This window comes from uncultured Maricaulis sp., assembly GCF_963976135.1.
In the GTDB taxonomy this organism is placed as follows: domain Bacteria; phylum Pseudomonadota; class Alphaproteobacteria; order Caulobacterales; family Maricaulaceae; genus Maricaulis.
The window spans coordinates 1-24,710 of the sequence record NZ_CAXBKN010000037.1; the positions used below are offsets into that span (position 1 = coordinate 1).

18 protein-coding genes are annotated in these 24,710 nt (G+C 61.9%); 13 read left to right on the forward strand and 5 right to left on the reverse strand.

Going from position 1 to position 24,710, the window contains the following annotated elements:
* The 5 genes from AAC023_RS06830 to AAC023_RS06850 all read left to right on the forward strand — a co-directional run.
* The coding region (locus AAC023_RS06830) for a hypothetical protein (protein WP_339739480.1) at window positions 1–405 on the forward strand (405 nt) is incomplete at its 5' end.
* Between the two features lie 200 nt (window positions 406–605).
* On the forward strand, window positions 606–2,414 hold the full coding sequence (locus tag AAC023_RS06835; RefSeq protein WP_339739482.1) for an ATPase, T2SS/T4P/T4SS family: 1,809 nt from the start codon (window positions 606–608) through the stop codon (window positions 2,412–2,414).
* The gene (locus tag AAC023_RS06840) at window positions 2,411–3,613 is read left to right on the forward strand and encodes a type II secretion system F family protein (RefSeq protein ID WP_339739484.1); all 1,203 of its coding nucleotides are present in this window, start codon (window positions 2,411–2,413) and stop codon (window positions 3,611–3,613) included. The genes AAC023_RS06835 and AAC023_RS06840 overlap by 4 nt, the downstream gene beginning before the upstream one ends.
* A 108-nt stretch (window positions 3,614–3,721) precedes the next feature.
* The gene (locus tag AAC023_RS06845) at window positions 3,722–4,477 is read left to right on the forward strand and encodes a hypothetical protein (RefSeq protein WP_339739486.1); all 756 of its coding nucleotides are present in this window, start codon (window positions 3,722–3,724) and stop codon (window positions 4,475–4,477) included.
* Window positions 4,470–5,486, forward strand: coding sequence for a hypothetical protein (locus tag AAC023_RS06850; RefSeq protein ID WP_339739488.1), 1,017 nt, complete (start codon window positions 4,470–4,472; stop codon window positions 5,484–5,486). The genes AAC023_RS06845 and AAC023_RS06850 overlap by 8 nt, the downstream gene beginning before the upstream one ends.
* A 24-nt stretch (window positions 5,487–5,510) precedes the next feature.
* Here AAC023_RS06850 and AAC023_RS06855 read toward each other — a convergent pair whose 3' ends face one another.
* The 3 genes from AAC023_RS06855 to AAC023_RS06865 form a co-directional block, all read right to left on the reverse strand.
* Window positions 5,511–7,115 carry a BCCT family transporter gene (locus tag AAC023_RS06855; RefSeq protein WP_339739490.1) on the reverse strand — a complete coding sequence of 535 codons (1,605 nt, stop codon included), beginning with the start codon at window positions 7,113–7,115 and terminating at the stop codon, window positions 5,511–5,513.
* A 9-nt stretch (window positions 7,116–7,124) separates the two neighbouring features.
* On the reverse strand, window positions 7,125–9,116 hold the full coding sequence (locus tag AAC023_RS06860; protein WP_339739492.1) for a sulfotransferase: 1,992 nt from the start codon (window positions 9,114–9,116) through the stop codon (window positions 7,125–7,127).
* A gap of 86 nt (window positions 9,117–9,202) precedes the next feature.
* On the reverse strand, window positions 9,203–11,785 hold the full coding sequence (locus AAC023_RS06865) for a TonB-dependent receptor (protein WP_339739494.1): 2,583 nt from the start codon (window positions 11,783–11,785) through the stop codon (window positions 9,203–9,205).
* 323 nt (window positions 11,786–12,108) lie between these two features.
* Between AAC023_RS06865 and AAC023_RS06870 the strand changes: the two genes are divergently transcribed.
* Both AAC023_RS06870 and AAC023_RS06875 read left to right on the forward strand, forming a co-directional pair.
* The gene (locus tag AAC023_RS06870; RefSeq protein WP_339739496.1) at window positions 12,109–12,615 is read left to right on the forward strand and encodes a MarR family transcriptional regulator; all 507 of its coding nucleotides are present in this window, start codon (window positions 12,109–12,111) and stop codon (window positions 12,613–12,615) included.
* 141 nt (window positions 12,616–12,756) lie between these two features.
* Complete coding sequence (locus AAC023_RS06875; RefSeq protein WP_339739498.1) at window positions 12,757–13,947, forward strand: NnrS family protein; 1,191 nt, start codon at window positions 12,757–12,759, stop codon at window positions 13,945–13,947.
* On the opposite strand, the gene AAC023_RS06880 is transcribed toward AAC023_RS06875, so the two are convergent.
* Both AAC023_RS06880 and AAC023_RS06885 read right to left on the reverse strand, forming a co-directional pair.
* Window positions 13,937–14,503, reverse strand: coding sequence for a molybdenum cofactor guanylyltransferase (locus AAC023_RS06880; RefSeq protein WP_339739500.1), 567 nt, complete (start codon window positions 14,501–14,503; stop codon window positions 13,937–13,939). The genes AAC023_RS06875 and AAC023_RS06880 overlap by 11 nt on opposite strands.
* The gene (locus tag AAC023_RS06885; RefSeq protein WP_339739502.1) at window positions 14,487–15,185 is read right to left on the reverse strand and encodes a helix-turn-helix domain-containing protein; all 699 of its coding nucleotides are present in this window, start codon (window positions 15,183–15,185) and stop codon (window positions 14,487–14,489) included. Before AAC023_RS06885 ends, AAC023_RS06880 begins: the two co-directional genes overlap by 17 nt.
* A gap of 295 nt (window positions 15,186–15,480) precedes the next feature.
* Between AAC023_RS06885 and AAC023_RS06890 the strand changes: the two genes are divergently transcribed.
* From AAC023_RS06890 to narI, 6 genes are all read left to right on the forward strand, one after another.
* Window positions 15,481–16,755 carry a nitrate/nitrite transporter gene (locus AAC023_RS06890; protein WP_339739504.1) on the forward strand — a complete coding sequence of 425 codons (1,275 nt, stop codon included), beginning with the start codon at window positions 15,481–15,483 and terminating at the stop codon, window positions 16,753–16,755.
* A gap of 93 nt (window positions 16,756–16,848) precedes the next feature.
* Window positions 16,849–18,456, forward strand: coding sequence for an antiporter (locus AAC023_RS06895; protein WP_339739506.1), 1,608 nt, complete (start codon window positions 16,849–16,851; stop codon window positions 18,454–18,456).
* A 9-nt stretch (window positions 18,457–18,465) separates the two neighbouring features.
* Window positions 18,466–22,203 (forward strand): nitrate reductase subunit alpha, encoded by a 3,738-nt coding sequence (locus AAC023_RS06900; RefSeq protein WP_339739508.1) that lies wholly within the window; start codon window positions 18,466–18,468, stop codon window positions 22,201–22,203.
* A complete protein-coding gene (narH, locus tag AAC023_RS06905; RefSeq protein ID WP_339739510.1) occupies window positions 22,200–23,726 on the forward strand; it encodes a nitrate reductase subunit beta in 1,527 nt (508 codons plus the stop codon). The genes AAC023_RS06900 and narH overlap by 4 nt, the downstream gene beginning before the upstream one ends.
* Window positions 23,723–24,433 carry a nitrate reductase molybdenum cofactor assembly chaperone gene (gene narJ / locus AAC023_RS06910; RefSeq protein ID WP_339739512.1) on the forward strand — a complete coding sequence of 237 codons (711 nt, stop codon included), beginning with the start codon at window positions 23,723–23,725 and terminating at the stop codon, window positions 24,431–24,433. Before narH ends, narJ begins: the two co-directional genes overlap by 4 nt.
* On the forward strand, window positions 24,430–24,710 hold a 281-nt coding region (gene narI / locus AAC023_RS06915; protein WP_339739514.1), incomplete at its 3' end, for a respiratory nitrate reductase subunit gamma. The genes narJ and narI, both read left to right, overlap by 4 nt.

The following is a 24,710-nucleotide window of genomic DNA, read 5'->3' on the forward strand; positions in this document are numbered from 1 at the left end:
AACTCCCTTGCAGCTGCCAACTTCGCCTGGGTCCGTTTCGGTACGGGCGGCACGGAAAGCAATTTCCGCGCTCAGTTCGCCAGCGATGCAGAAGCTGCTGCCGTCAACGAAGTCCGCGTGACAACGGCTGCTGGTAATGGCGTGTCGGCTCAAACTGTCACCCTGCTGCCAGACACCGCTGACCTCGGCTTCCAGGTCTTGGGCTCGACGGTTGTTTTCAACTCGCGTGCTCTGGGTGCGGTCTCCGGTGAAACCGGCAATGCCAACATCACCGACGTTGAAGTTCAGCATGATGAGAACGCATTGTTGGCTGGTGCTGCGAATGCTGCACCGATCCACCGCCAAATGGTGAACCGTTCGCCTGGTTCGTTTGTTGCGACCCCAGGTCTGGAATCGGACAACTAGTCTGATACCAATCTGATCTGACGGATTTATTCGTCACTCGGGGAAAGGGGCGGCCTTCGGGTCGCCCCTTTTCTTTTGCGGCTTGCGCTGTCGGCGCAATCCCCTGCGCGCCGCTTTTGCGGTGGCCGCCTTGATCGCCTATGATTTTTCAGAGAAAACGAGTGCGCTGCGGCGTGCGCAGCGGGTGGGACAGGGCAATCATGGATCAGCGCTGCATTGGCGAAATCCTGCTTGAGGACGGTATTGTCTCGGCAGAGGACATTGCCGAAGCCCTTGCCTATCAACGCGAGACCGGCACGCTGATCGGCCAGGCCCTGCTGCGCCTCGGCGCCCTGGCCGAAGAACGCCTGCTCGCCGCGCTCTCGGCCCAGCTTGAGCTTGATGTCCTCGATGCCGCCGACCTGCCCGGCGATGATGTCACCCTGTCCCGCGCGCCCGCCGCCCTTGGCCTGCCACTGCGCTGGCTCGCCGCCAAGGAGGCCGCGATCTGGTTCGCACCCGACGCCGCGGCCCCGGCCGGCCATGCCCAGACCGCCAGCACCGCCGAGGACGGCGCCAGCGCGCTCGACCAGCCCGGTACGACATTGATCCTGGCGGCCCGCAATCCGCTCGACCCGGCCCTCGGCGAGCGCATCGAGGCGCGCTTTGGCGGTCCGCTACGCCGCGTTCTGGTCTCCAATCGCGCGCTCGATGGTGCCCTGGCCCGCCTGCACGACGTCTCCGCCCGCACCGCCGGCGAAGCCCTGACCGATGCCGAACGCCTGCGCGAAATGGCCGAGGAAGCGCCGGTGATCGATTTCGTCAACGCCCTGTTCGAGGATGCGATGCGGGTCGGCGCCAGTGATATCCATGTCGAGCCCTTCGAGCATGAATTCGTCGTCCGCCTGCGCATTGATGGCGTGCTCAGCCGTGTCCAGACCCAGCCGCGCAGCCGTTATGACGCCGCCGCCTCGCGCATCAAGCTGATCTCCGGCATGGATATCGCCGAGCGCCGCCTGCCACAGGATGGCCGCCAGTCGATCCGCTTTGCCGGTGAGGATGTCGATCTGCGCGTCTCCAGCCTGCCCGGTGCCTGGGGCGAATCCCTGGTTCTGCGCCTGCTGCGCAAACGCCAGGAATTGCCCACCCTGGAAGGCCTCGGCCTGCAGGGCCCGGCGCGCAAGGCCTTCGACCGCATGATCCGCGAACCCAATGGTGTCGTCCTGGTGACCGGTCCGACCGGCTCGGGCAAGTCGACAACGCTCTATCGCGCCCTCGAGCAGATCAATGATGGCGAGCGCAAGATCATCACCATCGAGGACCCGGTCGAATATGACATGGCCGGCGTCACCCAGGTCCAGGCCCGCAGTGATATCGGCTATTCCTTCGCCCGCGCCCTGCGCGCCATATTGCGCCAGGATCCCGACATCATCATGATCGGTGAAATCCGCGATGGCGAAACCGCCCGCATCGGCGTGCAGGCCGCCCTGACGGGCCATCTGGTCTTCTCGACCCTGCACACCAATTCCGCCCTCGCGGCGGTCGAGCGCCTGCATGATCTTGGCGTCGAACCCTTCCTGATATCGGCCTCCCTGCGCGGCCTCGTCGCCCAGCGGCTATTGCGCCGTCTGTGCAATCACTGCGCCCGTCCCGCCGGCAGCAGTGATCTGCGCGCCGCCGAGGCCTTGATGGACCAGGCCCGCAGCGGTGGTGCCCGCTATCCGGCCGAACTCCTCGCTGATCCGGCCGACTGGCGCGTGCCGGCCGGCTGTCCGAAATGCCGCGATACCGGCTATAATGGCCGCATCGCCGCCTTCGAGGCCGTCTGCGTCGATGGTGCCCTGCGTGAGGCCGTGGCCCGCGCCGCGCCGGCCCGCGAGCTGGAAGCGGCGGCCCGCGAGGGCGAATTCCTGACCCTGTTTGAAGACGCCATGCTCAAGGCGCGCAGCGGCCTGACCTCGGTCTCCGAAGTCCTGCGCGTCCTCGCTGCGGGCGCGGACGGCGTCGCACCCGATGAGAGCAGCGCGTGAGTATCAGCTTCCGCTATAAGGGCTTCCGCGCCGATGGCGGCGAGGTTGAGGGGCGGATCAGCGCCGCCAATGAGGCCGATGCCGTCAGCCAGCTGGCCGCCCGCCGGGTCACCCCTTTCGAACTGACAGCCGATGCGGTGGCACGCCGCTATGAGCGCCGCAAGGCCCGCCCGGAAGACCGCTCGCGCTTCCTGCGCCAGCTCTCCATGCTGGCGCGCGCCGGGGCGCCGCTCCTGTCCTGTTTCGACAGCCTGATCGAAGACGAGCCCTGCCGCGAGATTGCCGAACAGACACGGCTGGTGCGCGCCGACCTGCGCGGCGGCTCGCGCCTGTCCGCAGCCCTGACCCGGCGCATGCCTGATCTGCCCGATTATGCACCACGCCTGGTCGAGCTCGGTGAGGCGACCGGTTCGCTGCCCGAGCGCCTGACCGAGATTTCCACCCAGATGGAGGCCGATCTCGCCGCGGGCGCCGAGATCCGCAATGCACTGGCCTATCCGGCCTTCCTGGCGATCGCCGGCACCGCCGCCGTATTCTTCATCTTCATCGTCGTCGTACCCCGCTTCTCCGCCCTGCTCGCTGAATCACGCGGTGATATTCCGGCGATCTCGCGCATCGTCCTGACGGTCGGCGAATTTGCCGGTTCCAATGTGATCCCGCTTTTCTTCGGTCTGGTGGTCTTGCTGGTGATCATCAACCGCCTGCTCTCCGCGCCGGGCACCCGCACTCAATTGACGGCGCTGGCCTTTGGCATGCCGGTGCTGGGCGGATTTCTCTCGGCCGCCGATACCGCGCGCTGGGCGCGGGTCACCGGTACGGCGCTGACCGCCGGTGCCGGGCTGATCGATGCGCTCGCCCTGGCTGAACGCGGCGTGCGCTCGCCGCGCCGCAAGGCCGGCCTCGCCGAGGTCCGCCGCGCCGTGCGTGCCGGTGCGATGTTCGAGCAGGCGCTGCGCGCCCACACCGATATCGACACCATGACCATCAATCTTGTCCGCACGGGCCGCATTTCCGGCGATCTGCCGGGCATGCTGCTCTTCGTCGCCGAAACCGGCGACGCCCGGGCGCGCAATCTGTCCAAACGCCTGACAGCGCTGGCCGAACCACTCGCCGTCGCCTTTCTCGCGGGCATTATCGGCCTGGTCGTGGTCTCGCTCGTGCTCGCCATGTCCAGCCTTTATGACTTTCCGATCGAGTAGTCCGGCGCCATCTTGATTTGCCAGTCCGGTCGGCTACACACGGACCGGAATGCAAACAGGGCAGGCTGCAGCGGGTCTGGCTGGCGTGCCGAATGAAGGGGAAAGAGCATGACGGATCAGACAGGCCAGGCAGCACCAGTGGCCGTGCCCTTGGCGCCCGCGCCCGCGTCTACAGGGCCGGCGCGCGCGATTGCCGTGCTCGGCATGCACCGCAGTGGTACCAGCGCCCTGACCGGCTCACTGGCCGAAGCCGGCGTCTATCTGGGACAGGTCCTCGGTCATTCCATCCCACAAAATCGCAAGGGATTGCAGGAGCCGGCCTCGGTCTTGTTCATGCAGGAAAACCTGCTTCAGGCCAATGGCGGCAGCTGGGATAATCCGCCCCGCACCCTGGAATGGGGCCGGATGCACACCGCCGTGCGCGACCTCTTCCTGGAATCGCGTGAGAAATTCGAACCCTGGGCCTTCAAGGACCCGCGCACGCTGATGACGCTGGAGGGGTGGCTCGAGGTCAAGCCGGATCTGGACCTGGCCGGTATTTTCCGCGATCCGCTGGCCGTCGCCCACTCGCTGCAGCGGCGTAATGGTTTTTCGCTGATGAAGGGGCTGTATCTCTGGCACGCCTATAATGAACGCCTGCTGCACTGGGCCAGCACGCGCGCCTGTCCGCTGGTCGAATTTTCGACCCGGCCCGGCGAAATGGCGATGCGGATCGATGCTCTGATCCGGGCGCTCGGACTGACACCGTCGCAGGCGCCCGAATTCTTCGACGCGGCCTTGCCGCAGGGCACCGACGATACCCAGACACTGCCCGCCGAGATCGCCGCGCTGTATGCCCAGCTGCAGGAGCGCGCGCTTGGATGAGCCGTTTGAAGTCTGGTCGACACGCCTGTTTCCCAATCGTCATGGCGTGGACGCATACCGTCTGACGGGCGTGGCGGCGCGGTGTGACTGGGTTGTGTTGAGCGATTTTACCGATCCACGCACCGGCTTGCGGGTGAACCCCGACGCCCCCGTTTCGCCGCGGACAGTGTTCTTGTCATTGCGCAATTCAAAGTCCGCCTTCGCCTATTTCGCCAGCGAGGTCCTGCCGCGGATCACGGCGCCGTTCATCCTTCTTTCCGGTTCGGAGGATGTGACGACCCCGCATCAGACCGACCACCGCTGGGACCCCTATCCTCCGCCCGTCCAAGCCGCTATCGCCGAAATCCTCGCACATCCCATGCTGTTGGCCTGGTGGACGGAAAATCTTGACGATGCCACGCATCCGAAACTCGGCCCGATGCCGTTGGGTCTATTGCCGACCGGCGGCCAGTCCCCCATGGCGCAGCCGATCAATTTTCAGCCGCTCGACCAGCGGCCGCTTTCGGTGCTCTGCGCCCACCGGCATCGCGACGGACCGCAATGGGAGCCACGCCGTCAGGTCAGCGAGATCGCTTCCAGGGCTTGGGCGGATTGGACAACCATCCCCGATGATGAAGTCGATGAGCCGGCCTTCATGAGCCTGCTCTTGGGCCATGCCTTCGTCCTTTGCGTCGAGGGCGGCGGTCTCGACCCGTCTCCCAAAGCGTGGCTCGCCTTGTTGCATGGCGCGATCCCGATCATTCGAAGCTCACCCACCGCGGCCGCCTATGAGGGTCTTCCAGTCGTGATTGTCGAGGATTGGCACGCCGACATGATCACACCGGAGAAACTGGAAAACTGGCGCGCCGCGCTCGCCGGGAAATTCCAGCGCGGGGCGGACTGGCGCCGGGACTGGTTTGAACGGCTGACCTTTGAACACTGGTGGCACAAGCTAATCGCGCCTCTCGGTGACACCGCTGACGCGCTTCCTCTATCGCCCGGGCAAAGCGGCTCGGCCTCGGCTGGTTAGCGTCTCGATCAGCCGACGCCTGCTTCAGGGCGGGCTCGCCATGCTGGCCGCTTCTGCACGCTCGACCGTACGCAAGGCCCGCGAATCCGCCGACAGGCCTTTCCAGAGGCTGACACAGCAGACCAGCAGGACGATCGTGAAGGGCAGGCCGACGGCGATCGTGCCGGCTTGCAGGGCGGTGAGCGCCTGCGCCCCGCCGCCATACAGCAGGACAATGGCAATCAGCCCCTCGATACAGGCCCAGAAAATGCGCTGAGGGACGGGGGCGTGCAGTTTGCCGCCAGCGGTGATGCTGTCCACCACCAGCGAGCCCGAGTCGGAGGATGTGACAAAGAAGATCAGGACGAGAATAACCGCCATCATCGATGCGATCTGGTCGAGGGGCAGGTTCTCGAGCATCTGGAACAGGACCAGCGAGACCTCGTCGATCCCATTGGCCAGCTGGCCGACGCCGGTCTCCGCCTGCAGTAACGCGATTTCGCCAAAGGTCGAAAACCAGGCGATGGTGACGAGGAGCGGGACGAAGATCACGCAGAACAGGAATTGCCGCACAGTGCGGCCCTTCGAGATGCGGGCAATGAACATGCCGACAAAGGGCGACCAGGAGATCCACCAGGCCCAGTAGAAAACCGTCCAGCCATGGAACCATTCCGTATCGTCGCGCCCGATCCAGTTTGAAAGCGGGATGAAGTCACGGATATAATTGACGGTATTGTCCCAGAAACCGCCGAGGATGAGCAGGGTCGGGCCGACGGCAAAGACAAACAGCATGAAGAGTGCCGCCATCGCCATATTGATGTTGGACAAGACCTTCACGCCGCCATCGAGGCCGCGCACCACCGAGATGGTCGCGATCAGTGTAATGAAGGCGATGATGCCGACCTGCAGACCGATCCCGGCTTCGAACCCGAACAGATAGTCCAGGCCACTGGAAATCTGTTGCGCGCCGAGCCCGAGGGAAGTGGCCAGGCCGAACAGGGTCGCGATCACCGCGAGCAGGTCGATGATATGTCCGGGCCAGCCCCAGATCCGGTCGCCGAGCAGTGGGTAGAAGGCCGAGCGCACTGTGAGCGGCAAGCCCTTGGAGAAGGCGAAATAGGCCAGTGCCAGCCCCATCACCGCATAGATCGACCAGGCATTCAGGCCCCAATGAAACATGGTCGCGCTCAGTGCCAGATCGTGCGCGGCCGGAGTTTCAGGCTCGACCCCGAGCGGCGTGCCGAACCAGTCTGTGTAATAGGCCAGCGGCTCGGCCGCCCCCCAGAACATCAGGCCGATCCCGATCCCGGCCGAGAACAGCATGGCGAGCCAGGACGGGGTCGAGAATTCCGGTCGCGCCTCGCGGCCACCGATGCGCAAGCGGCCGAGCGGCGAGACCATGACGAAGAGGGCGAACAGGAAAACAATGTTCACGATCGACACAAACAGCCAGTCGAATGTCGCCAGTACCCAGGCTCGCGATGCGAGCAGGACGCTCGATGCCGATTGCGGAAATGCCAGCGTCAGCGCGATGAAGGTGATGACCAGCACGGCTGCGATGAAGAAGACCGGATTGTGAACGTCCAGGCCCAGCACTTCGACATTGTCTTCGCCGGCCTTGTGCGACGTTCTGTAAAATCTCCGGGGCATCCTGTCTCCTCAGACTTCGGCGAGTTCAGTTCCCAGAGCCGATTTCAACGGCTCCAGCCAGGGCTCGAAATGGCGCCATTGGGCGACGCCCTGCTTGTAAATCGGCTGGCGCACTTGCTCGGAAGAAGCCGTGCGCACGGCGCGTTTGGTATGGTGAAAATCAAGGCAGGCCTGCTCAAAGGGCAGGCCGCAGAAATCCAGTATCCGCCGGACCTGGGTCTCGACATCCTCGACGACATCTTCGTGATGCACTCGCAGGATCTGGCCAGGCAGGACCGCGTCCCAATGGTCCATCAAACGGACATAGGCCCTGTAATAGCGGCCGATCTCCTCGAGCCCGTAAGTGAATTCCTGGCCCTCGGCGAATAATTGCTTGAAGCCGGAGAAACAGCACGCCATCGCACCGCGCCGGGCATCGATAATTTTCGCATTCGGCAGGATCAGTTTGATCAGGCCGATATGCCGGAAATTATTCGGCATCTTGTCGGTGAAGAAGGGCGCGCCCTGACGGTGGATGCGCGTATTCTCGAGATAGTCCTCCCCGAGCGCGCGCAGCTTGCCGGCATCGAGATCATGCAGGACCCTTGGATAGAAAGTCCGGTCGCTGACCCGATTGCGGCCACGCAAACGGTGCGAAAGGGCGAGAATATTGGGCAGTTCGAGCGTGCCATCGACCTGGCTGTGCGAGGCGAGGATTTGTTCGATCAAGGTCGAGCCGGCCCGCGGCAAGCCGACAATGAAGACCGGGTCGGGTGCCGGGCAGCCCTTGCCGGCCTGTTTGTCGAATAATTCCGGTGTGCAGATGCTGGCCTGGGCCTCCAGCTCTTCTTCCATCTGATCCGACTTATAGCGGGTCTGGGCGCGCTTGAGGTCATTGCCGCGCTCATAATACTCGAATGCAGCAGCATAGTCCTTGCGGTCTTCGAGCGCCTTTCCAAGGGCAAAACACAGATAGATCCGATCCTGGAAGCCCAGATCAGGAGCATTTTCCTGCGAGCGCAATCTGGCCAGTTCATCATCGGAAAAACGGTAGGTCTTGAGATTGGCAAGCGCATACCAGGCATCGCCTTGGTTCGGCCGGACCCTCGCCGCCGACTGGTAGGACGCGATTGCCTCATCCTGTCGACCCAGCGTCTTCAGCGCGTGGCCGCGGGAGGTCAATGTCGCGGGGTCTTCCGGCAAGGCTTGAAGGATCGTTTCAAACAATACAAGCGCTTGGTCGAAATCACCCGTCTGCATCGATTCAATCGCCAGATGGGACTGGAATAGCGGATTGTCCGGTTCGCGTTCATGCAACGCCTTTGCCTGCGCCAGGGCGGCCTCGAACTTCTGTCGCTTGCGCAGCACATCAATGAAATCCAGCCTGAGCTGGATATTGTCCGGGTCGAGTTCGAGCGCGGTCTCGAGCAGGAAGTCAGCGTCTTCGAGCACGCCGAACCGTTTCCCGATTTCTGCCAGCAGGCGCATGCCTTCAATATTGTGCGGGTTTTTCTGCATGTAGGCGCGGCAGAGTTGCTCGGCCTTGAGCAGTTTGCCTTCGTAAAGAAGATGGGTGACGGATACGAGGTCCTTGGGCAAATTCTCCAGCCGCCGGGCCTGGGCCTCAACCTGGTCGGCCTCGACGGCGCGTCCGAGTGATCGCAAGGCGGCGGCCTGGGCTTTCCAGCTGGCCAGCAGGGCGGGGTTGAACTGGCAGGCGCGCTGATAGGCCAGCAGCGCGCGCTCGGCATTGCCGCTATCGCGGTGCAGATGGCCCTCTTCCTGATAGGCGCGGCCAAAATCCGGCGACATCTGCTTGAGGGCAGAGAGATCGGCAGCGGCGGCCGGAACGTCTTTCAGATAGCGATGGCAAACGGCGCGCATATAACGCGCCTCAACGGCGTCCGGGTCGGATTTGATGGCGTCGTCCAGCAGGGCGACGGCCTCGTGAAACTCGCCCGCATACATGCGGGCCTGTGCGGTTTGCAGCAGATCGGATGGAGTTTCGGTTTCGTCGGGCAAATTGATATCCGTAGATACAACTGGGCGCCCCGCAAGATCACGGGACGCCCAGTCTAGGTATTAGGTCTGCCTAGCCAAGGGCGGGGTCAGTACTGGACTCGAACCCGCATGCCCCATGTCCGCGGACGGGCGATCGTGACCCGCTCCCGGTCATAGACGAAGTTATTGCTCAATTGGGCGCGCTCGTCGGTCAGATTGTTGACGAAGGCCTCAATGCTCCAGCCATCGCTGGTCAGGCCGGTCGAGAAGCTGGCCATGGTGTAGGCATCAAGATCGATCTTGTTGATCTCGATGACATCACTGACGGAATCGCCGGAATAGATCAGCTGTGGCATGACGTGTGCCGTCAGACCATTGTCCAGCTCCCATTCGTAACGCGCCCGGATATTGCCCTGGAAACCCGGAGCAAAGGCCAGTTCCGAACCGACCAGAACATCATCGGTTGGGGTGAGGACTTCCGTGATCTCGGTGTCGAGCATGGAGAATGCGCCGGTGACTGTCAGACCCGGCATATCCATCGGTGCCCAGGTGACATCGCCTTCAAAGCCGCGGATTTCGGCATTGGCCGCATTGTCCGAGAAGAAGAGATTGACGATGGAGGGGTCGAAAATCGTGGTCTGCAGGTTTTCGATATCGACGAAGAAGACATTACCGTTGAAGCGCAACTGGTTGTCCGCCAGGTCGAGCTTCCAGCCCAATTCGTAATTGGTCACCTCGTCGCTCTCGAGAGCAAACGGCACGGTGTACCCGCCCGGGCCGGCAGCGCCGCCTGGACGATTGAGCAGGCCGGGGCGGAAGCCCTCGGAATAGGTGGCGTAGAACAGCATGCCATCGCGCGGAGTCCATTGACCGGTCGCCTTGAAGATGAAGCCATCCGTGCGCGCCGCATCGGGAGCGGCGAGGGCCGCGGCCGCTGATGCCGGAATGCCGGCCGTATTCGGATCGGTATAGGTGATGTGATCCGCCGTGTTGCATGAGCCGCGGAACGTCACCGCGCCATCGCCATTATACAGGTCGGAAATATCCGTCCCGTATGCATTGGCGTCCGGCTGGAAGCCATTGCAGAAGGAGGCGTTTGCGCTGCCCTCGAGATCGACCTCAATGTCGTAATAGCGGGTTCCCACGGTGATCGAGAACTGGTCGTTCAGATCGAAGCTGGCTTCACCGAACACGCCCGACTGAACATCCGTTCGCAGCACATCATTGCGGAAAATGACACCCGCCGGGAATGGGCCCGGATCGGATGTATAGCCGGTTGTGAAGGGATAATTGGGTGAGAAGCCGGTCTGGCCGAACAGTACGGCATTGACCGAACCGGGATAGGTGAAGTCATTGCGCTCGGCCAGTTCCAGCTCGCTGTAGAAGCCGCCGAATGTCGCGCGGAAGCGGCGGTCTTCCGGCGTGTTGAAGCGGAGCTCTTGCGTAAAGACCGTGGTGTCGGTTGTGGAGTCCACGAACAGGTTTGGTGCCTGGCATGTGCCCGATGGCGCGCCGCCGGGATAGGAAACCGAACCGTCACAGATGTAATACGGCAGATACTGACCGACGAAGAGATAGTCGGAATAGTCGACGCGCTGATTGGTTTCACGGTCGGTATAGGCACCGGTGTAAACCGCATCGAGCATGCCAAGGCGGCCTTCCAGCGTCCAGGACGTATTGTGGAAGGCATCTTCCATTTCATCCTGTTCATAGCGCTGGATTTCCAGATCGCCGAGCGTCGGGTCCGCGAAGAAGACGCCATCGCTGTCCAGATCCTGGCGCGTATGCGTTACGCGCAGGCTGAAATCGGAGCTGATGTCCCACAGGCCGCTGATGCGGAAGCCCTGATAGGTGGTGTCATTGAAATCTTCCTCGACCAGCGCGGCATTGTCCGCATCGATAAAGGTGACGCCCGTCAGATCGGCTCCGGCCTGGAAACCGGCACGGTTGGCGCTGACCGGAACACCGTTGGAGCGGACCGTACCGGCGGTGCGGAAACGCGCGCTCTCACGCGCCGAGCGCGTGCCGGCGACATTGTCGATATAGCCACCCTGGCTGTCGTAATAGACCACGCCGCGGAGGGCGAAATTCTCAGAGACCGGCAGGTTGATGACGGCTTCGACATTGCTGCTCATGTCACCGTTCTCGGTGAAGGAGGTCCCAAAGCTTGCGGACGCCTCAAACTCGCCAATGACCGGGGCGTTGGTGATCATGCGAACCGTGCCGGCCTGCGAGCTGGCACCGTAGAGCGTGCCTTGTGGTCCGGGCAGGACTTCGACGCGATTGATGTCGGCTGCGTAGACATCGAGATTGCGGCCGGGCTGGCCCAGTGGCTGCTCATCAAGATAGAAGGCCACATTCGGAGCGAGGCCGGCGACGCCGGCTGTTGTCAGGTTAGGTGTCGTCGAAGCGAGGCCGCGGATGTAGATCGTGTTCTGTCCAGGGCCGGAGCCGCCAGCGGTGACGCCCGGGAGCTGCTGCAGGTAGTCGGTGAAGACATTGACGCGCAATTCTTCGAGCGTGCTTTCGCCCATGGCGTTGACTGCGATCGGAATCGACTGGGTGCTGGCTTCCCGCTTTGTCGCGGTCACCGTGATGGTTTCCACCTGCGCCGCGGCAATGCCGGTCGCAACGGACGCCAGCAGGGCGGATGACAAAATGGTCGTCGTAAGCGCGCGCTTTTTGAGCATGGCTCTTAGTTACCTCGTGAATTTTCTGATTTCGGCTGTTTAGTCGATCTGTCACGAAATAGCCATATCTATATAGACGTCTAACAAATGACCGGAGCGGAGAGCCGTCGCGCCTTGGGTGTTTTCGTCACAATTTCGCAGCATATTTCCATTGGTTAGCGGCAACGTTGCATTTTGGCGACGGATTTCGGCGAAGATTCCGGGCCGGCTTGCACCATTTGCGGGGGTCAGAAAATTCGATCTCTAACGATAAAAATGACCTGTTGCGAGCGCGAAAAAGGCCGCTAGGTTTAAGGCCTGGCGGCGGGTGATGGAGACACCGGATGAGCAGGCAGGACGATGTGCTGATCGCTGTACGCCGGATCGTCCGGGCCGTTGATCTTCATTCGAAAAAGCTGATGAAAGCCAGCGGGCTGACCTCATCGCAGCGGATCGTGTTGCAGACGCTGGCCCAGAAAGGGCCGGTGACGCCCGGCGTCATCGCACGCGAGGTTTCGCTCAGCCAGCCGACCGTGACCGTAATCCTCGACCGGCTCGAGCAACGCGGCCTGATCTCCCGTCAGCGAAGCCAGACAGACCGCCGCAGCGTTCATATCGATATCAATGAAGCTGGCCGGCAAAGCCTGGCCGATGCCCCGCCCGCGCTGCAATCGGGGTTCCTGAAGTCCTTCGGCGAGCTCGCCGATTGGGAACAGCAGATGCTGATCGCATCGCTCCAGCGGGTCGCGGAATTGATGAGCGCGGAAGATGTGGATGCGGCGCCCATTCTCGATGTCGGTGATGTCCGCCGTACCGGGGCAGGTGAAACCGGCTCCGACCAAACCGCGTGATCTTCGCCTCAACCCGCCAATCGAAGGATGTCTGGCTCTGACGCGCCGGCGCTTTGTGCGTGACAATGCGTCTCATCGGCATTGTGGCGGTTTCCATTAGACTTGAGAAATATCAAGTCAACCTGGATCAGAGACACGACAATGGACCGAACCGCCGACCGGGGCGCGCAACGGCGCGCCGCCCCGCCTGTGCTGCAAAACGCCTTCCGCCCCTTCTTCCTTGCCGGTGCATGCTGGGCCGCTGCCCTGGTTCCACTGTGGGTCTGGGAATTTGCCGGCGGTGGCTCCGGTCCTGTGACATCGCTGGGGCTGACCGGCCACGCCCATGAGATGCTCTATGGCTATCTCGCCGCAATTGTCTGCGGTTTTGCTTTGACCGCGATTCCGAACTGGACCGGGCGGGCGCCTGTCGCCGGCAAGGGGCTGGCGGCGCTCTTCGGCCTGTGGGCTGCAGGGCGGATTGCGGCGTTGGCCTTTGACGGGATGATCGGCGGTCTGGTCGAGATCGCGTTTCTTTTCGTCCTCGCGGCGGTCGCCCTGCGGGAAGTCATGGCCGGAAAGAACTGGCGCAATCTGCCCGTTGTCGTGCTGCTCACCCTGTTCGCCCTGTCTCATCTGCTGTTTCACGCCCCGGAATACTATCTCGCCGCGATCCGCGCGACTTTTGCGGTCGCGGCCCTGCTGATCGCTCTGATTGGGGGGCGCATCGTTCCAAGCTTCACCCGCAACTGGTTCGCCTCGATGGCCAGCCGCCATACAGCGAGCATGCCGGGGCCGATGAAAACCTATGACAAGATCTCGATTGGTGTGTTGTTTGTCGCCCTGCTCACCTGGGTAATCGCGCCGGTCCATCTGGTCACGGGAGGGCTGCTTGTCCTGGCCGCATTGACGCAATTGGGCCGGCTGGCACGGTGGAAAGGGCAGGCGACCCTTGCCGAGCCGCTCGTCTGGTCGTTGCATGCCGGCTATGCCTGGCTCCCGATTGCGGTCGGCCTGATCGGAGCGGGGCTTGTCTGGCCCGCCGCAATTCCCGCCTCGGCCGGCCTGCATGCGATGGCGGCAGGCCTGATCGGAACGATGACGCTGGCCGTGATGACGCGCGCGAGCCTGGGCCATACCGGGCGGGCCCGAAAGGCTGACTCTGTCACCACGCTGATCTATGCCCTGGCCCATCTCGGGGCGATTATCCGTGTCTGTGCCGCGCTGCACGAAAATGACGTGCTCCTTCTGGCCGCGGGTGCGACTCTGTGGAGCGGTGCATTCCTGCTCTTCTGTATCGCCTACGCGCCGATGCTGTTCGGTGCGAAGCCGGCCGGGACGGTTAGCGGCTAATGCGGTCCAGCATGGCGAGCGCATCCGGCGTATTGATGTTGCTGAACGGGTCTGCGTGGCCGGCCCGAACTGGCGCGACGGCGAGGGTTTCGGCATCCAGCCGGGCGAGCAGCCGCTTGATGGAGTGGATATCGTCGCTGTTCAGGGCGCGGCAGGCCGCGACCGGGATCAGCGCCGGCAGTGGGTGATCCTGCCAGCTCCGCGCCTTGCCCGGATTGGCGTCAAGCAGGGGGGTGAGCAATTCCGGGCCCAGAAGCGGCATATCAACCGGGATGACCAGCATGTGGTCGCACCGGCCATGCAACAGGCTGGCCGCATCAAGTATGGCGCGTGCCGGACCGGCATGGGGCTGGTTGTCGGGCAGACCGTCTGGTTGATCCGTGCGGCCACCGACATAGACCCGGTCGACTCCGGCGCTGCGCAGCAGGGCCCGTGCGCGCGACAGCAGGGTTTCGCCCTGCCATTCCAGCAAGGCCTTGTCCCGGCCCATCCGGCTCGATTGGCCGCCGGCGAGGATCAAGCCGGCAAGCCGGCCGATATCAGCAGCTCGGGTCATCGATGAGCGGCGATGGTTTGGCGTAGCGGGCGAGCCGCTCTGCGTCATCAATTGTGATCTGGCGGCCCTCTACCGTGACGCCATGGGCCTGCAGGGCGCCGAAGGCTCGCGACAGGTTCTCCGGGGTCATGCCCAGCATGGAGGCGAGGTGGCGTTTGCCAATCTGCAAGTCCAGCACATTGGCGCCGCCCGCGCGCAATTGCATCCGCAGGATATAATTGGCGACGCGTTCGACCGATGTGCGCAGTTTGAGATTTTTCATCGACTTGACGACAGCGCGGTAGCAGCTCGCCAGTTCGGTGACGATGGCGCGCGCGAACTTGTCGTCTTCCGCGAAGGCCCGGCGGACGTCGTCCGATGGCACCAGGAGGATTTGGCTGGCCTCAATCGTGCGGCCGGACATCAGATAGGGGGCGTCCTTGATGGTCGCAGCCAGAATGAAGGTCGAGACCGGGCGCACCAGGGCCATGGTCGTCTCACGGCCATTGGCGGTTGAGAAAAGCTCAACGCAGCCCGCGACGACAATATAGAGAAAATCGGCCGACTCGCCCTCTGTGATCAGTTCGATCTGTGCGGGGAAGCGCTGCAGATAGGCGGCGCTGATCAGGCGGTCGAAGACCTCAGCATCCATGTCCTTGAACAGGGACAGTTCACGCACTGATTCGCAATCTTGTGTTCTCATGGAGGCTCCGGAGCGACGTCCCCAAATCCTATAATGTTTCTTTGACAAACATCAACTCACCTCCACGATTTCAGCAAGCCAGCCCCCAAAGAATATTTGGTTTGATGTGCATTTTTGCTATTTTATTTCAATTAGTTGCGGCGTTCTGACGCGCGGCGCGCTGCCCGGTTGTGGTGAGGCCCTGGCCCCCATATTGATGGTCCTGCAGAACAACCACCCGGGCTGGGTGAGATGGGGCAGAGACATGAATTCGCTTGAAGGTGTAACGCGCGGCCAGCAAAATCAGGCATTAGGCATGACGACGATCGCCTTTACCGCCTGCTTCGCGGTCTGGACGATATTCTCGATTATCGGCATCAGCATCAAACAGGAGCTCGGCCTGTCCGAGACCGAGTTTGGACTGCTGGTTGCCACGCCGGTGCTGACCGGTTCGATCAGCCGGGTCTTTCTCGGCATTCTGACCGAGCAATATGGTGGCCGGCTGATCTTCCCGATCCAGATGCTGACCACGGCCCTCGCGACCGTCTTGTTGTCGCAGGCCAACACCTACCCGCTCTTCCTGCTTGCAGCCCTCGGTGTCGGGCTGGCCGGCGGCTCCTTCATCATTGGTGTCGCCTATGTGTCTCGTTGGTATGAGGCCAAGAACCAGGGCACGGCGCTCGGCATTTTTGGTGCCGGCAATGTTGGCGCGGCGGTGACCAATTTCGGCGCGCCCTTCCTGGTGGTCGCCTTTGGCTGGCAACAAACAGCGCTGATCTATGCCGCCGTGCTGACGGCCCTGGCAATTCTGTTCTGGGTTTTCGCCAAGGATGACCCAGCCCTGGTGGAGCGGCGCAAGACCGGTGCAAAGCCCGCTTCGGCCCTGATGCAGCTGGAACCCCTGCGCGACCCGCGGGTCTGGCGTTTCGCCACCTATTATTTCTTCGTCTTCGGTGCTTTCGTCGCGCTCGCCTCCTGGCTGCCGCGCTATTATGTCGGTGCCTATGGGCTCGAGCTCCAGACCGCCGGCATGCTGGCCGCGGCCTATTCGCTGCCCGGTTCGGTCTTCCGGGCGCTGGGCGGCTGGATGTCAGACAAGTTCGGCGCCCGCGCGGTGATGTATCTCACCTTTATCGTCTCGCTCATCTGCCTCTTCATCCTGAGCTATCCGCCAACCCATTATGTCGTTGATGGCATTCAGGGTCCGATCGCGTTTAGCCTGGTGACGAGCGTGCCGGTTTTCGCGACTTTGACGATCGCGCTCGGCTTTGTGATGTCGCTCGGCAAGGCCGCCGTCTACAAACACATCCCCGTCTATTACCCGCACCATGTGGGCGGCGTGGGCGGGCTGGTCGGCATGATCGGCGGACTGGGCGGTTTCGTTCTCCCGATCTCCTTCGGCATCGTCAATGACTTGACCGGCATCTGGACCAGCTGTTTCATGCTGATGTTCGTGCTGGTCGCCGTCTCGCTGATCTGGATGCACGTCGCGATCCGCCGGCAGGAGCATCGCAAATTTCCGACCCTGGCCGACGAGACATCCCTCTCCGACCTGCCGGATACTCCCATTCCCGCCTCGGCCCAGCGCTGAGACGGGGCCGGACTTCGCCGCGCCCATTTCTCTCCCCGGGAAAACAGGCGGTGAAGTCCGGTACCAATCACAAGACCAATCAAGGAGCCCCTTATGGGCAAGGACCTGAAGAACTGGAATCCGGAAGACCCCGCGCAATGGGAAGCGACTGGCAAGGTCATCGCCGCCCGCAATCTGTGGATCTCGATACCGGCCCTGTTGTGCGGCTTCGCCGTCTGGCTCTACTGGGGCATCATCACGGTCCAGATGATCAATCTGGACTATGGTTTCACCCAGGCCGAGCTGTTCACCCTGACGGCGATCGCGGGCCTGTCCGGCGCGACCCTGAGAATTCCATCGACCTTCTTCATCCGTCTGGCAGGTGGTCGTAACACCATCTTTCTGACAACTGCACTCCTGCTGATCCCCTCGGCTGGTACTGCCGTTATCCTGCAGAACCCCGATGCTCCCCTCTGGCAGTTCCAGCTGATGGCGCTGCTGTCCGGATTTGGCGGCGGCAATTTCGCCAGCTCGATGTCGAATATCAGTTTCTTCTTCCCGAAAAAGGTCCAGGGCTATTCCCTGGGCATGAATGCCGGACTCGGCAATTTCGGTGTCACCACGATGCAGATCCTGATCCCGCTGGTGATGACGGTCGGCATGTTCGGCGGCACTTCGCTGGTGTTGCAGAACACCTCCGGAACCCTGATCGGCCGGATCCCGGCCGGGACCGAGACCTTCCTGCACAATGCCGGTTTCATCTGGGTGGCGATCCTCATTCCGGTCGTGATCGCGACCTGGGTGGGCATGAATAATATCCGCGATGAATACGTGTCGCCGAATATCGGTTCCCCGATCGCAGCCTTCGCCAAGATCATCGGCATGCTGGCAATCGGCCTGGTGATGGCGGCGGCGGGCCTGTGGCTGATGCTGCCGGAAAATGCCGGCGGTTCAGGCTGGAATGTGTCGAAATGGCTGGTCCTGCCGGGCGTGGTCGCGGCGACGGTGTTTGCGCTGAAACTCATCCCCGGGCCGATCCACGACAGCCTCGAGCGCCAGTACAAGATCTTCAACAACAAGCACACCTGGGCGATGACGGTGATCTATACGATGACCTTCGGCTCTTTCATCGGCTTCAGCGCCGCTTTTGGCCTGGCGATCAAGGTTATCTTCGGTTTCCAGCACATCATGGTCGACGGGGTGATGACCCACACCACAGTCAATGCCGACGGGCCCAGCGCTCTGATGTTTGCCTGGACGGGCCCCTTCATTGGCGCCCTGATCCGGCCGGTTGGCGGGATGATCGCTGACAAGCTCGGCGGCGCCCTGGTGACCCAGATCGTCTCTGTCGTGATGGTTGTCGCGGCCATCGGCGTCGCCCTGTGCATGAAGCTCGCCTATGGCTCGGAGACGCCGGAGGAGTTTTTCATCCCGTTTCTGATCCTCTTCCTGATCCTGTTTGCGGCCACGGGTATCGGCAATGGCTCGACCTTCCGCACCATCGCGGTCGTCTTTGATCGCGAACAGACCGGACCGGTTCTCGGCTGGGCCTCGGCGATTGCCGCCTATGGCGCCTTTATCATTCCGCAAGTGCTGGGCGAACAGATCCGCGCCACCACGCCGGAAATTGCCCTCTACGGCTTCGCCGTCTTCTACGGTGTCTGTATTGTTCTCAACTGGTGGTTCTATCTGCGCCCCGGCGCTTACGTGAAAAACCCATAGGAGGCCCTGATGAGCCATTTTCTCGACCGTCTTACTTTTTTCACGCGGCCATCGGAGAGTTTTTCCGACGGGCATGGCATCACCACGACCGAAGGTCGGGGCTGGGAGGATTCCTACAGAAAGCGCTGGCAACACGACAAGGTCGTGCGCTCCACTCATGGCGTGAACTGCACCGGCTCATGCAGCTGGAAGATCTACGTCAAGGGCGGCCTGGTGACCTGGGAGACGCAGCAGACAGACTATCCGAGAACACGCCCTGACCTGCCCAATCACGAGCCTCGCGGCTGCGCCCGTGGCGCCAGCTATTCCTGGTACATGTACTCGGCCAACCGGGTGAAGTATCCGCTGATCCGTTCGCGCCTGCTCAAGGCCTGGCGCGCGGCGCGCAAGACGCTGGCACCGATCGCGGCCTGGCGCTCCATCCAGCAGGATGATGCGGTGCGCCAGTCCTATGTGTCCAAGCGCGGTGCCGGCGGGCTGGTGCGCGGCGACTGGGATGAAGTCTCCGAAATCATCGCCGCCGCCAATGCCTATACCGCCAAGACCTATGGCCCCGACCGGGTGTTCGGCTTCTCGCCAATCCCGGCCATGTCGATGGTCTCCTATGCCGCCGGCTCGCGCTATCTGTCGCTGCTGGGCGGCGTCTGCATGTCCTTCTATGACTGGTATTGCGACCTGCCGCCGGCCAGCCCGATGACCTGGGGAGAGCAGACGGATGTTCCCGAATCCGCTGACTGGTTCAATGCCGGCTATCTGCTGATCTGGGGCTCGAATGTGCCGCAGACCCGCACACCGGACGCCCACTTCTACACCGAGGCCCGCTATCGCGGTGCCAAGAGTGCCGTGATCTGCCCGGATTATTCGGAAGCCTCCAAATTCGGCGATGTCTGGCTCAACCCGAAACAGGGCACTGATGCCGCGCTGGCCATGGCCTTCGGCCATGTTGTGCTGCGCGAATACCATCTCGATCGCCAGGCGAAGTATTTCGACACCTATGTGCGCGAAAACTCCGACTTCCCCAATCTGGTCCGGCTTGAGAAACAGGGCGACCGTTATGTCGCCGGCCGCTTGCTGCGGGCCTCTGACTTCAGCGATGATCTCGGCGAGGACAATAATCCCGACTGGAAGACCGTCGCCTGGGACCGCAAGAGCGGCAAGATCGTCACCCCGCTCGGTTCGATCGGTTTCCGCTGGGGCCAGTCCGGCAAGTGGAATATCGAGCAGAAGGACAGTCAGGGCGAAGAGATCGACCTGGAAACAACTTTCATCCTCGATGAAAACCAGGACGATGTCGTCGATGTCGGCTTCCCGTATTTCGCCAATAAGGGCCATGATGCCTTTACCGGCACCGATCATCCCGATGTGCTGGTGCACAAGATCCCGGTCAAGAAGCTGAAGCTCAAGGATGGCGAGACCATGGTCGCCACCGTGTTCGACCTGTTCTGCGCCAATTACGGGCTTGATCGTGGCCTCGGCGGTGATTTCGTCGCCACCTCCTATGACGACATGATGCCCTATACGCCGGCATGGGCCGAGGCGATCACCGGCGTGCCGCGCGATCGCATCATCGCCGTGGCGCGTGAGTTTGCCAGCAATGCCGAGCAGACCAAGGGCAAGTCGATGGTCATCCTCGGCGCCGGTCTGAACCACTGGTATAATATGGATATGAATTACCGGGGGATCATCAATCTCCTGGTGATGTGCGGCTGTATTGGCCAGTCCGGCGGTGGCTGGGCCCATTATGTCGGCCAGGAAAAACTGCGCCCGCAGACCGGCTGGCAACCGCTCGCCTTCGGTCTCGACTGGAACCGTCCGCCGCGCCACCAGAACTCGACCTCCTGCTGGTATGCCCACACCGATCAGTGGCGCTATGAGACGCTCAGCGTTGACCAGATTCTCTCGCCCACCGCGCCGGAAGGCTCGTGGGACGGGACGATGATCGACTATAATGTCCGCGCTGAACGCATGGGCTGGTTGCCCTCGGCGCCACAGCTCCAGACCAATCCGCTCTCCATTGCCGCCAGCGCCAAGGCGCAGGGGCTGGAGCCGGCTGATTATGTGATCAAATCGCTCAAGAGCGGCGAGCTGGAAATGTCCTGCCACGACCCGGACAATCCGGCGAACTGGCCACGCAATCTCTTCGTCTGGCGCTCCAATCTTCTGGGGTCGTCCGGCAAGGGGCATGAGTATTTCATCAAACACCTGGTTGGCGGCAATAATGGCGTCATGGGCGAGGAAGCCCCTGAGGAGATGCGGCCGAGCGAAGTCAAATGGGTCGCCGAAGCCCCACGCGGCAAGCTCGACCTGCTGGTGACGATCGACTTCCGCATGTCGACCACCTGTGTCTATTCCGACATCGTCCTGCCGACCGCGACCTGGTATGAGAAGGACGATCTCAACACCTCCGACATGCACCCCTTCATCCACCCGCTGACCGCAGCCGTCGATCCGGCCTGGGAAGCGCGCAGCGACTGGGAAATCTTCAAGGGGCTGGCGAAGAAGTTCTCCGAAATTGCCCCGGAAGAGCTTGGCGTGGAAACCGATGTCGTCCTGACACCGATCCTGCACGACACGCCGGGCGAAATGGCCCAGGGCCTGGACGTCAAGGACTGGAGCAAGGGCGAGATCGAGGCGATCCCCGGCAAGACGATGCCGAATATCACCGTCGTGACCCGCGATTATCCCAATCTGCACAAGCAATTCACCTCGCTTGGGCCATTGATGGGCAAGCTGGGCAATGGCGGCAAGGGCATCGGCTGGAATACCGAGCATGAAGTCCACCTGCTCGGAGAGCTCAATGGTGTCGTCCTCGAAGAGGGTATCAGCAAGGGCCAGCCCAGGATCGATACCGCGATCGATGCCTGCGAAACCCTGATGATGCTGGCGCCGGAAACCAATGGCGAAGTGGCCGTCAAGGCGTGGAACGCCCTGTCGAAAGCAACCGGCCGCGAGCATGCGCACCTGGCCTTGCCAAAGGAAGACGAGAAGATCCGCTTCCGCGATGTCGTTGCCCAGCCCCGCAAGATCATTTCCTCACCGACCTGGTCGGGGATTGAGAGCGAGGAGGTCTGCTACAATGCCGGCTGGACCAATATCAATGAGCGGATTCCATGGCGCACGCTGAGTGGCCGCCAACAGCTCTATCAGGACCATAAATGGATGCTCGCATTCGGTGAGGGCCTGTGCGTCTACCGGCCTCCAATCGATACCAAGGCGGTGGCGCCGGTGATCAATTCCAAGTCGAATGGTGAGCCGCAAATCGTGCTCAACTTCATCACGCCGCACCAGAAATGGGGCATTCACTCCACCTATACCGACAATCTGCTGATGCTGACCCTGTCACGCGGCGGCCCGATTGTCTGGATGTCCGAGACCGATGCCGCCAAGGCGGGGCTCGAGGATAATGACTGGGTGGAAGCCTATAACGCCAATGGTGCCCTGGTGGCCCGGGTCGTGGTTTCGCAGCGGATCAAGGAGGGTACGCTCTTCATGTATCACGCCCAGGAAAAGACGGTGAATGTGCCCGGTTCGCAAATGACCGGTCAGCGCGGCGGTATCCATAACTCCGTCACGCGGACAACACTGAAACCGACCCACATGATCGGCGGCTATGCCCAGCAATCCTACGGATTCAACTATTACGGCACTGTCGGATCCAATCGCGACGAGTTCGTGATTGTCCGCAAGATGACCAAGATCGACTGGCTCGAAGGTCCGGCCGCAGACGCCATGGAGGCAGCGGAATGAAGATTCGTGCGCAAATCGGCAAAGTCCTGAACCTGGACAAATGCATCGGCTGCCACACCTGCTCGGTGACGTGCAAGAATGTGTGGACCAATCGCGAAGGCGTTGAATACGCCTGGTTCAACAATGTCGAGACCAAGCCCGGCATTGGCTATCCCAAGGACTGGGAGAACCAGAAACGCTGGAATGGCGGCTGGACCCGCGCCAGCAATGGCTCGCTACGGCCGAAAATGGGCTCGAAATGGCGGATACTGGCGAAGATTTTCGCCAATCCGGATCTGCCGGAAATCGACGATTACTACGAGCCCTTCACCTTCGATTACCAGCACCTCCAGCGTGCCGGCGAGAGCGAGGCATTCCCGACAGCACGGCCGCGTTCGCTGATTTCCGGCGAGCGGATGGAGAAGATCGAATGGGGTCCCAACTGGGAGGAAATCCTCGGCGGTGAATTCGCCAAACGCTCCCAGGATGCCAATTTCGAAGGCATCCAGAAAGCGATGTATGGCGAGTTCGAAAACACCTTCATGATGTATCTGCCGCGCCTGTGTGAGCACTGCCTCAACCCGGCCTGTGCGGCAGCCTGTCCATCGGGTGCGATCTACAAGCGCGAGGAGGACGGCATTGTCCTGATCGATCAGGAAAAATGCCGCGGCTGGCGCATGTGCGTCTCCGGCTGTCCCTACAAGAAGATCTATTTCAACTGGTCGAGCGGCAAGTCGGAGAAATGTACTTTCTGCTATCCGCGCATCGAGGCCGGTCAGCCAACCGTCTGCTCGGAAACCTGCGTCGGGCGCATTCGCTATCTCGGTGTCGTTCTCTATGACGCCGACCAGATCGAGGCGGCCGCTTCTGTGCCGGACGAGAAGGATCTCTATCCGGCCCAGCTGAATATGTTCCTCGACCCCCATGATCCGGAAGTCCAGGCCCAGGCACTCCGTGATGGCGTGCCACAAGCCTGGCTGGAAGCGGCCAAGCGCTCACCGGTCTACAAGATGGCGATCGACTGGAAGATCGCATTCCCGCTCCACCCCGAATACCGCACCCTGCCGATGGTCTGGTATGTGCCGCCGCTCTCGCCGATCAATGCGGCGGCCGAGGCCGGGTCGATCAATATCCAGAACGGCATGCCGGACGTGCGCTCCCTGCGCATTCCGCTGCGCTATCTCGCCAATCTCCTCACCGCCGGTGACGAGGCGCCGATTGCCTCCGGTCTGGAACGCATGCTCGCCATGCGCGCCTATATGCGGGCCAAGACGGTCGATGGCGTGATCGACGAGAGCATTCCTCAACGCGTCGGCCTGACCAAGGAGCTGATCGAGGACATGTATCAGATCATGGCGATCGCCAATTACGAGGATCGTTTCGTGATCCCGACGACGCACCGCGAATGGGCCGAGGATGCCTATGACCTGCGCGGCGAATGCGGCTTCAGCTTCGGCAATGGCTGTTCGGACGGTTCCACCGTTGGCTCGCTGTTCGGCAAGGGCAAGGCCAATAAACCCATGACACCGATGGAGAAGGCATGATGGCCAAGACATTCAAGGTGATGGCAGCATTGCTGAGCTATCCGACGGCCGACATCCAGGGTGCCGGGCCGGAGCTCAAGGCTGTGTTGGCCGAGGAGGGCTTGTTGTCCACCGGACAGCAAACCCGGCTCGGGCATTTGATCGACCAGCTGGCCAGCCGTGACCTCTATGATTTGCAGGAGCGCTATGTCAGCCTGTTCGACCGCTCAAGGACATTGTCGCTGCACCTGTTCGAGCATGTGCATGGTGAAAGCCGGGCGCGCGGGCAGGCGATGGTCGATCTGCAGAATGTCTATGGCGAGCAGGGCCTCGAGATCAATGCGAAGGAATTGCCGGATTTCCTGCCCATGTTCCTCGAATTTCTCTCGACCCAGCCTCTGCCGGAGGCGCAGGCCCTGCTCGGAGAGACCTCACACGTGCTCGAAGCGCTTCGAGACCGGTTGCGCAAGCGCAAGAGCATCTATGCCGCCGTCTTCCGCTCACTTCTGACGCTGGCAACGATGGATGCCGAGGCCGCCCCGGTCGAGATCCAGACCGAGGATGAGGAGGCCGACGATCTGGAGGCCCTCGACAAGGCCTGGGCTGAAGAACCGGTCACATTCGGTCCCGGTGAAGCGGGCTGCAATGTCGCCGAGAAAATGCTCGAGAAAATGAAACTGCCGACCGCGCCGGCGGTATCGGTGCGTCACCAGGGAGAGCAAAGATGAGTGAGTATCTCAACACCGCCCTGTTCGGGATCTACCCCTATATCGCGCTGTCTGTCCTCGCGATTGGCTCGATTATTCGCTATGATCGCGAGCCCTATTCCTGGAAGGCCAGCTCAAGCCAATTGCTGCGCCGCCGCCAATTGGTGATGGGTTCGGTCCTGTTCCATATCGGTGTGCTCGTGGTCTTCTTTGGCCATCTGGTCGGGCTTTTGACACCGATCGCCGTGTTTGACGCGCTCGGCATTTCGCATGGCGCCAAACAGATCCTCGCCATTGT

Excerpts from the sequence above, each read along its gene's own strand:
- AAC023_RS06835 (WP_339739482.1), top strand. The coding sequence starts at position 606 with ATGGATCAGCGCTGCATTGGCGAAATCCTGCTTGAGGACGGTATTGTC.
- AAC023_RS06845 (WP_339739486.1), top strand. The coding sequence starts at position 3,722 with ATGACGGATCAGACAGGCCAGGCAGCACCAGTGGCCGTGCCCTTGGCG.
- AAC023_RS06855 (WP_339739490.1), bottom strand. The coding sequence starts at position 7,115 with ATGCCCCGGAGATTTTACAGAACGTCGCACAAGGCCGGCGAAGACAAT.
- AAC023_RS06865 (WP_339739494.1), bottom strand. The coding sequence starts at position 11,785 with ATGCTCAAAAAGCGCGCGCTTACGACGACCATTTTGTCATCCGCCCTG.
- AAC023_RS06870 (WP_339739496.1), top strand. The coding sequence starts at position 12,109 with ATGAGCAGGCAGGACGATGTGCTGATCGCTGTACGCCGGATCGTCCGG.
- AAC023_RS06875 (WP_339739498.1), top strand. The coding sequence starts at position 12,757 with ATGGACCGAACCGCCGACCGGGGCGCGCAACGGCGCGCCGCCCCGCCT.
- AAC023_RS06880 (WP_339739500.1), bottom strand. The coding sequence starts at position 14,503 with ATGACCCGAGCTGCTGATATCGGCCGGCTTGCCGGCTTGATCCTCGCC.
- AAC023_RS06885 (WP_339739502.1), bottom strand. The coding sequence starts at position 15,185 with ATGAGAACACAAGATTGCGAATCAGTGCGTGAACTGTCCCTGTTCAAG.
- AAC023_RS06890 (WP_339739504.1), top strand. The coding sequence starts at position 15,481 with ATGACGACGATCGCCTTTACCGCCTGCTTCGCGGTCTGGACGATATTC.
- AAC023_RS06895 (WP_339739506.1), top strand. The coding sequence starts at position 16,849 with ATGGGCAAGGACCTGAAGAACTGGAATCCGGAAGACCCCGCGCAATGG.
- AAC023_RS06900 (WP_339739508.1), top strand. The coding sequence starts at position 18,466 with ATGAGCCATTTTCTCGACCGTCTTACTTTTTTCACGCGGCCATCGGAG.
- narH (WP_339739510.1), top strand. The coding sequence starts at position 22,200 with ATGAAGATTCGTGCGCAAATCGGCAAAGTCCTGAACCTGGACAAATGC.
- narJ (WP_339739512.1), top strand. The coding sequence starts at position 23,723 with ATGATGGCCAAGACATTCAAGGTGATGGCAGCATTGCTGAGCTATCCG.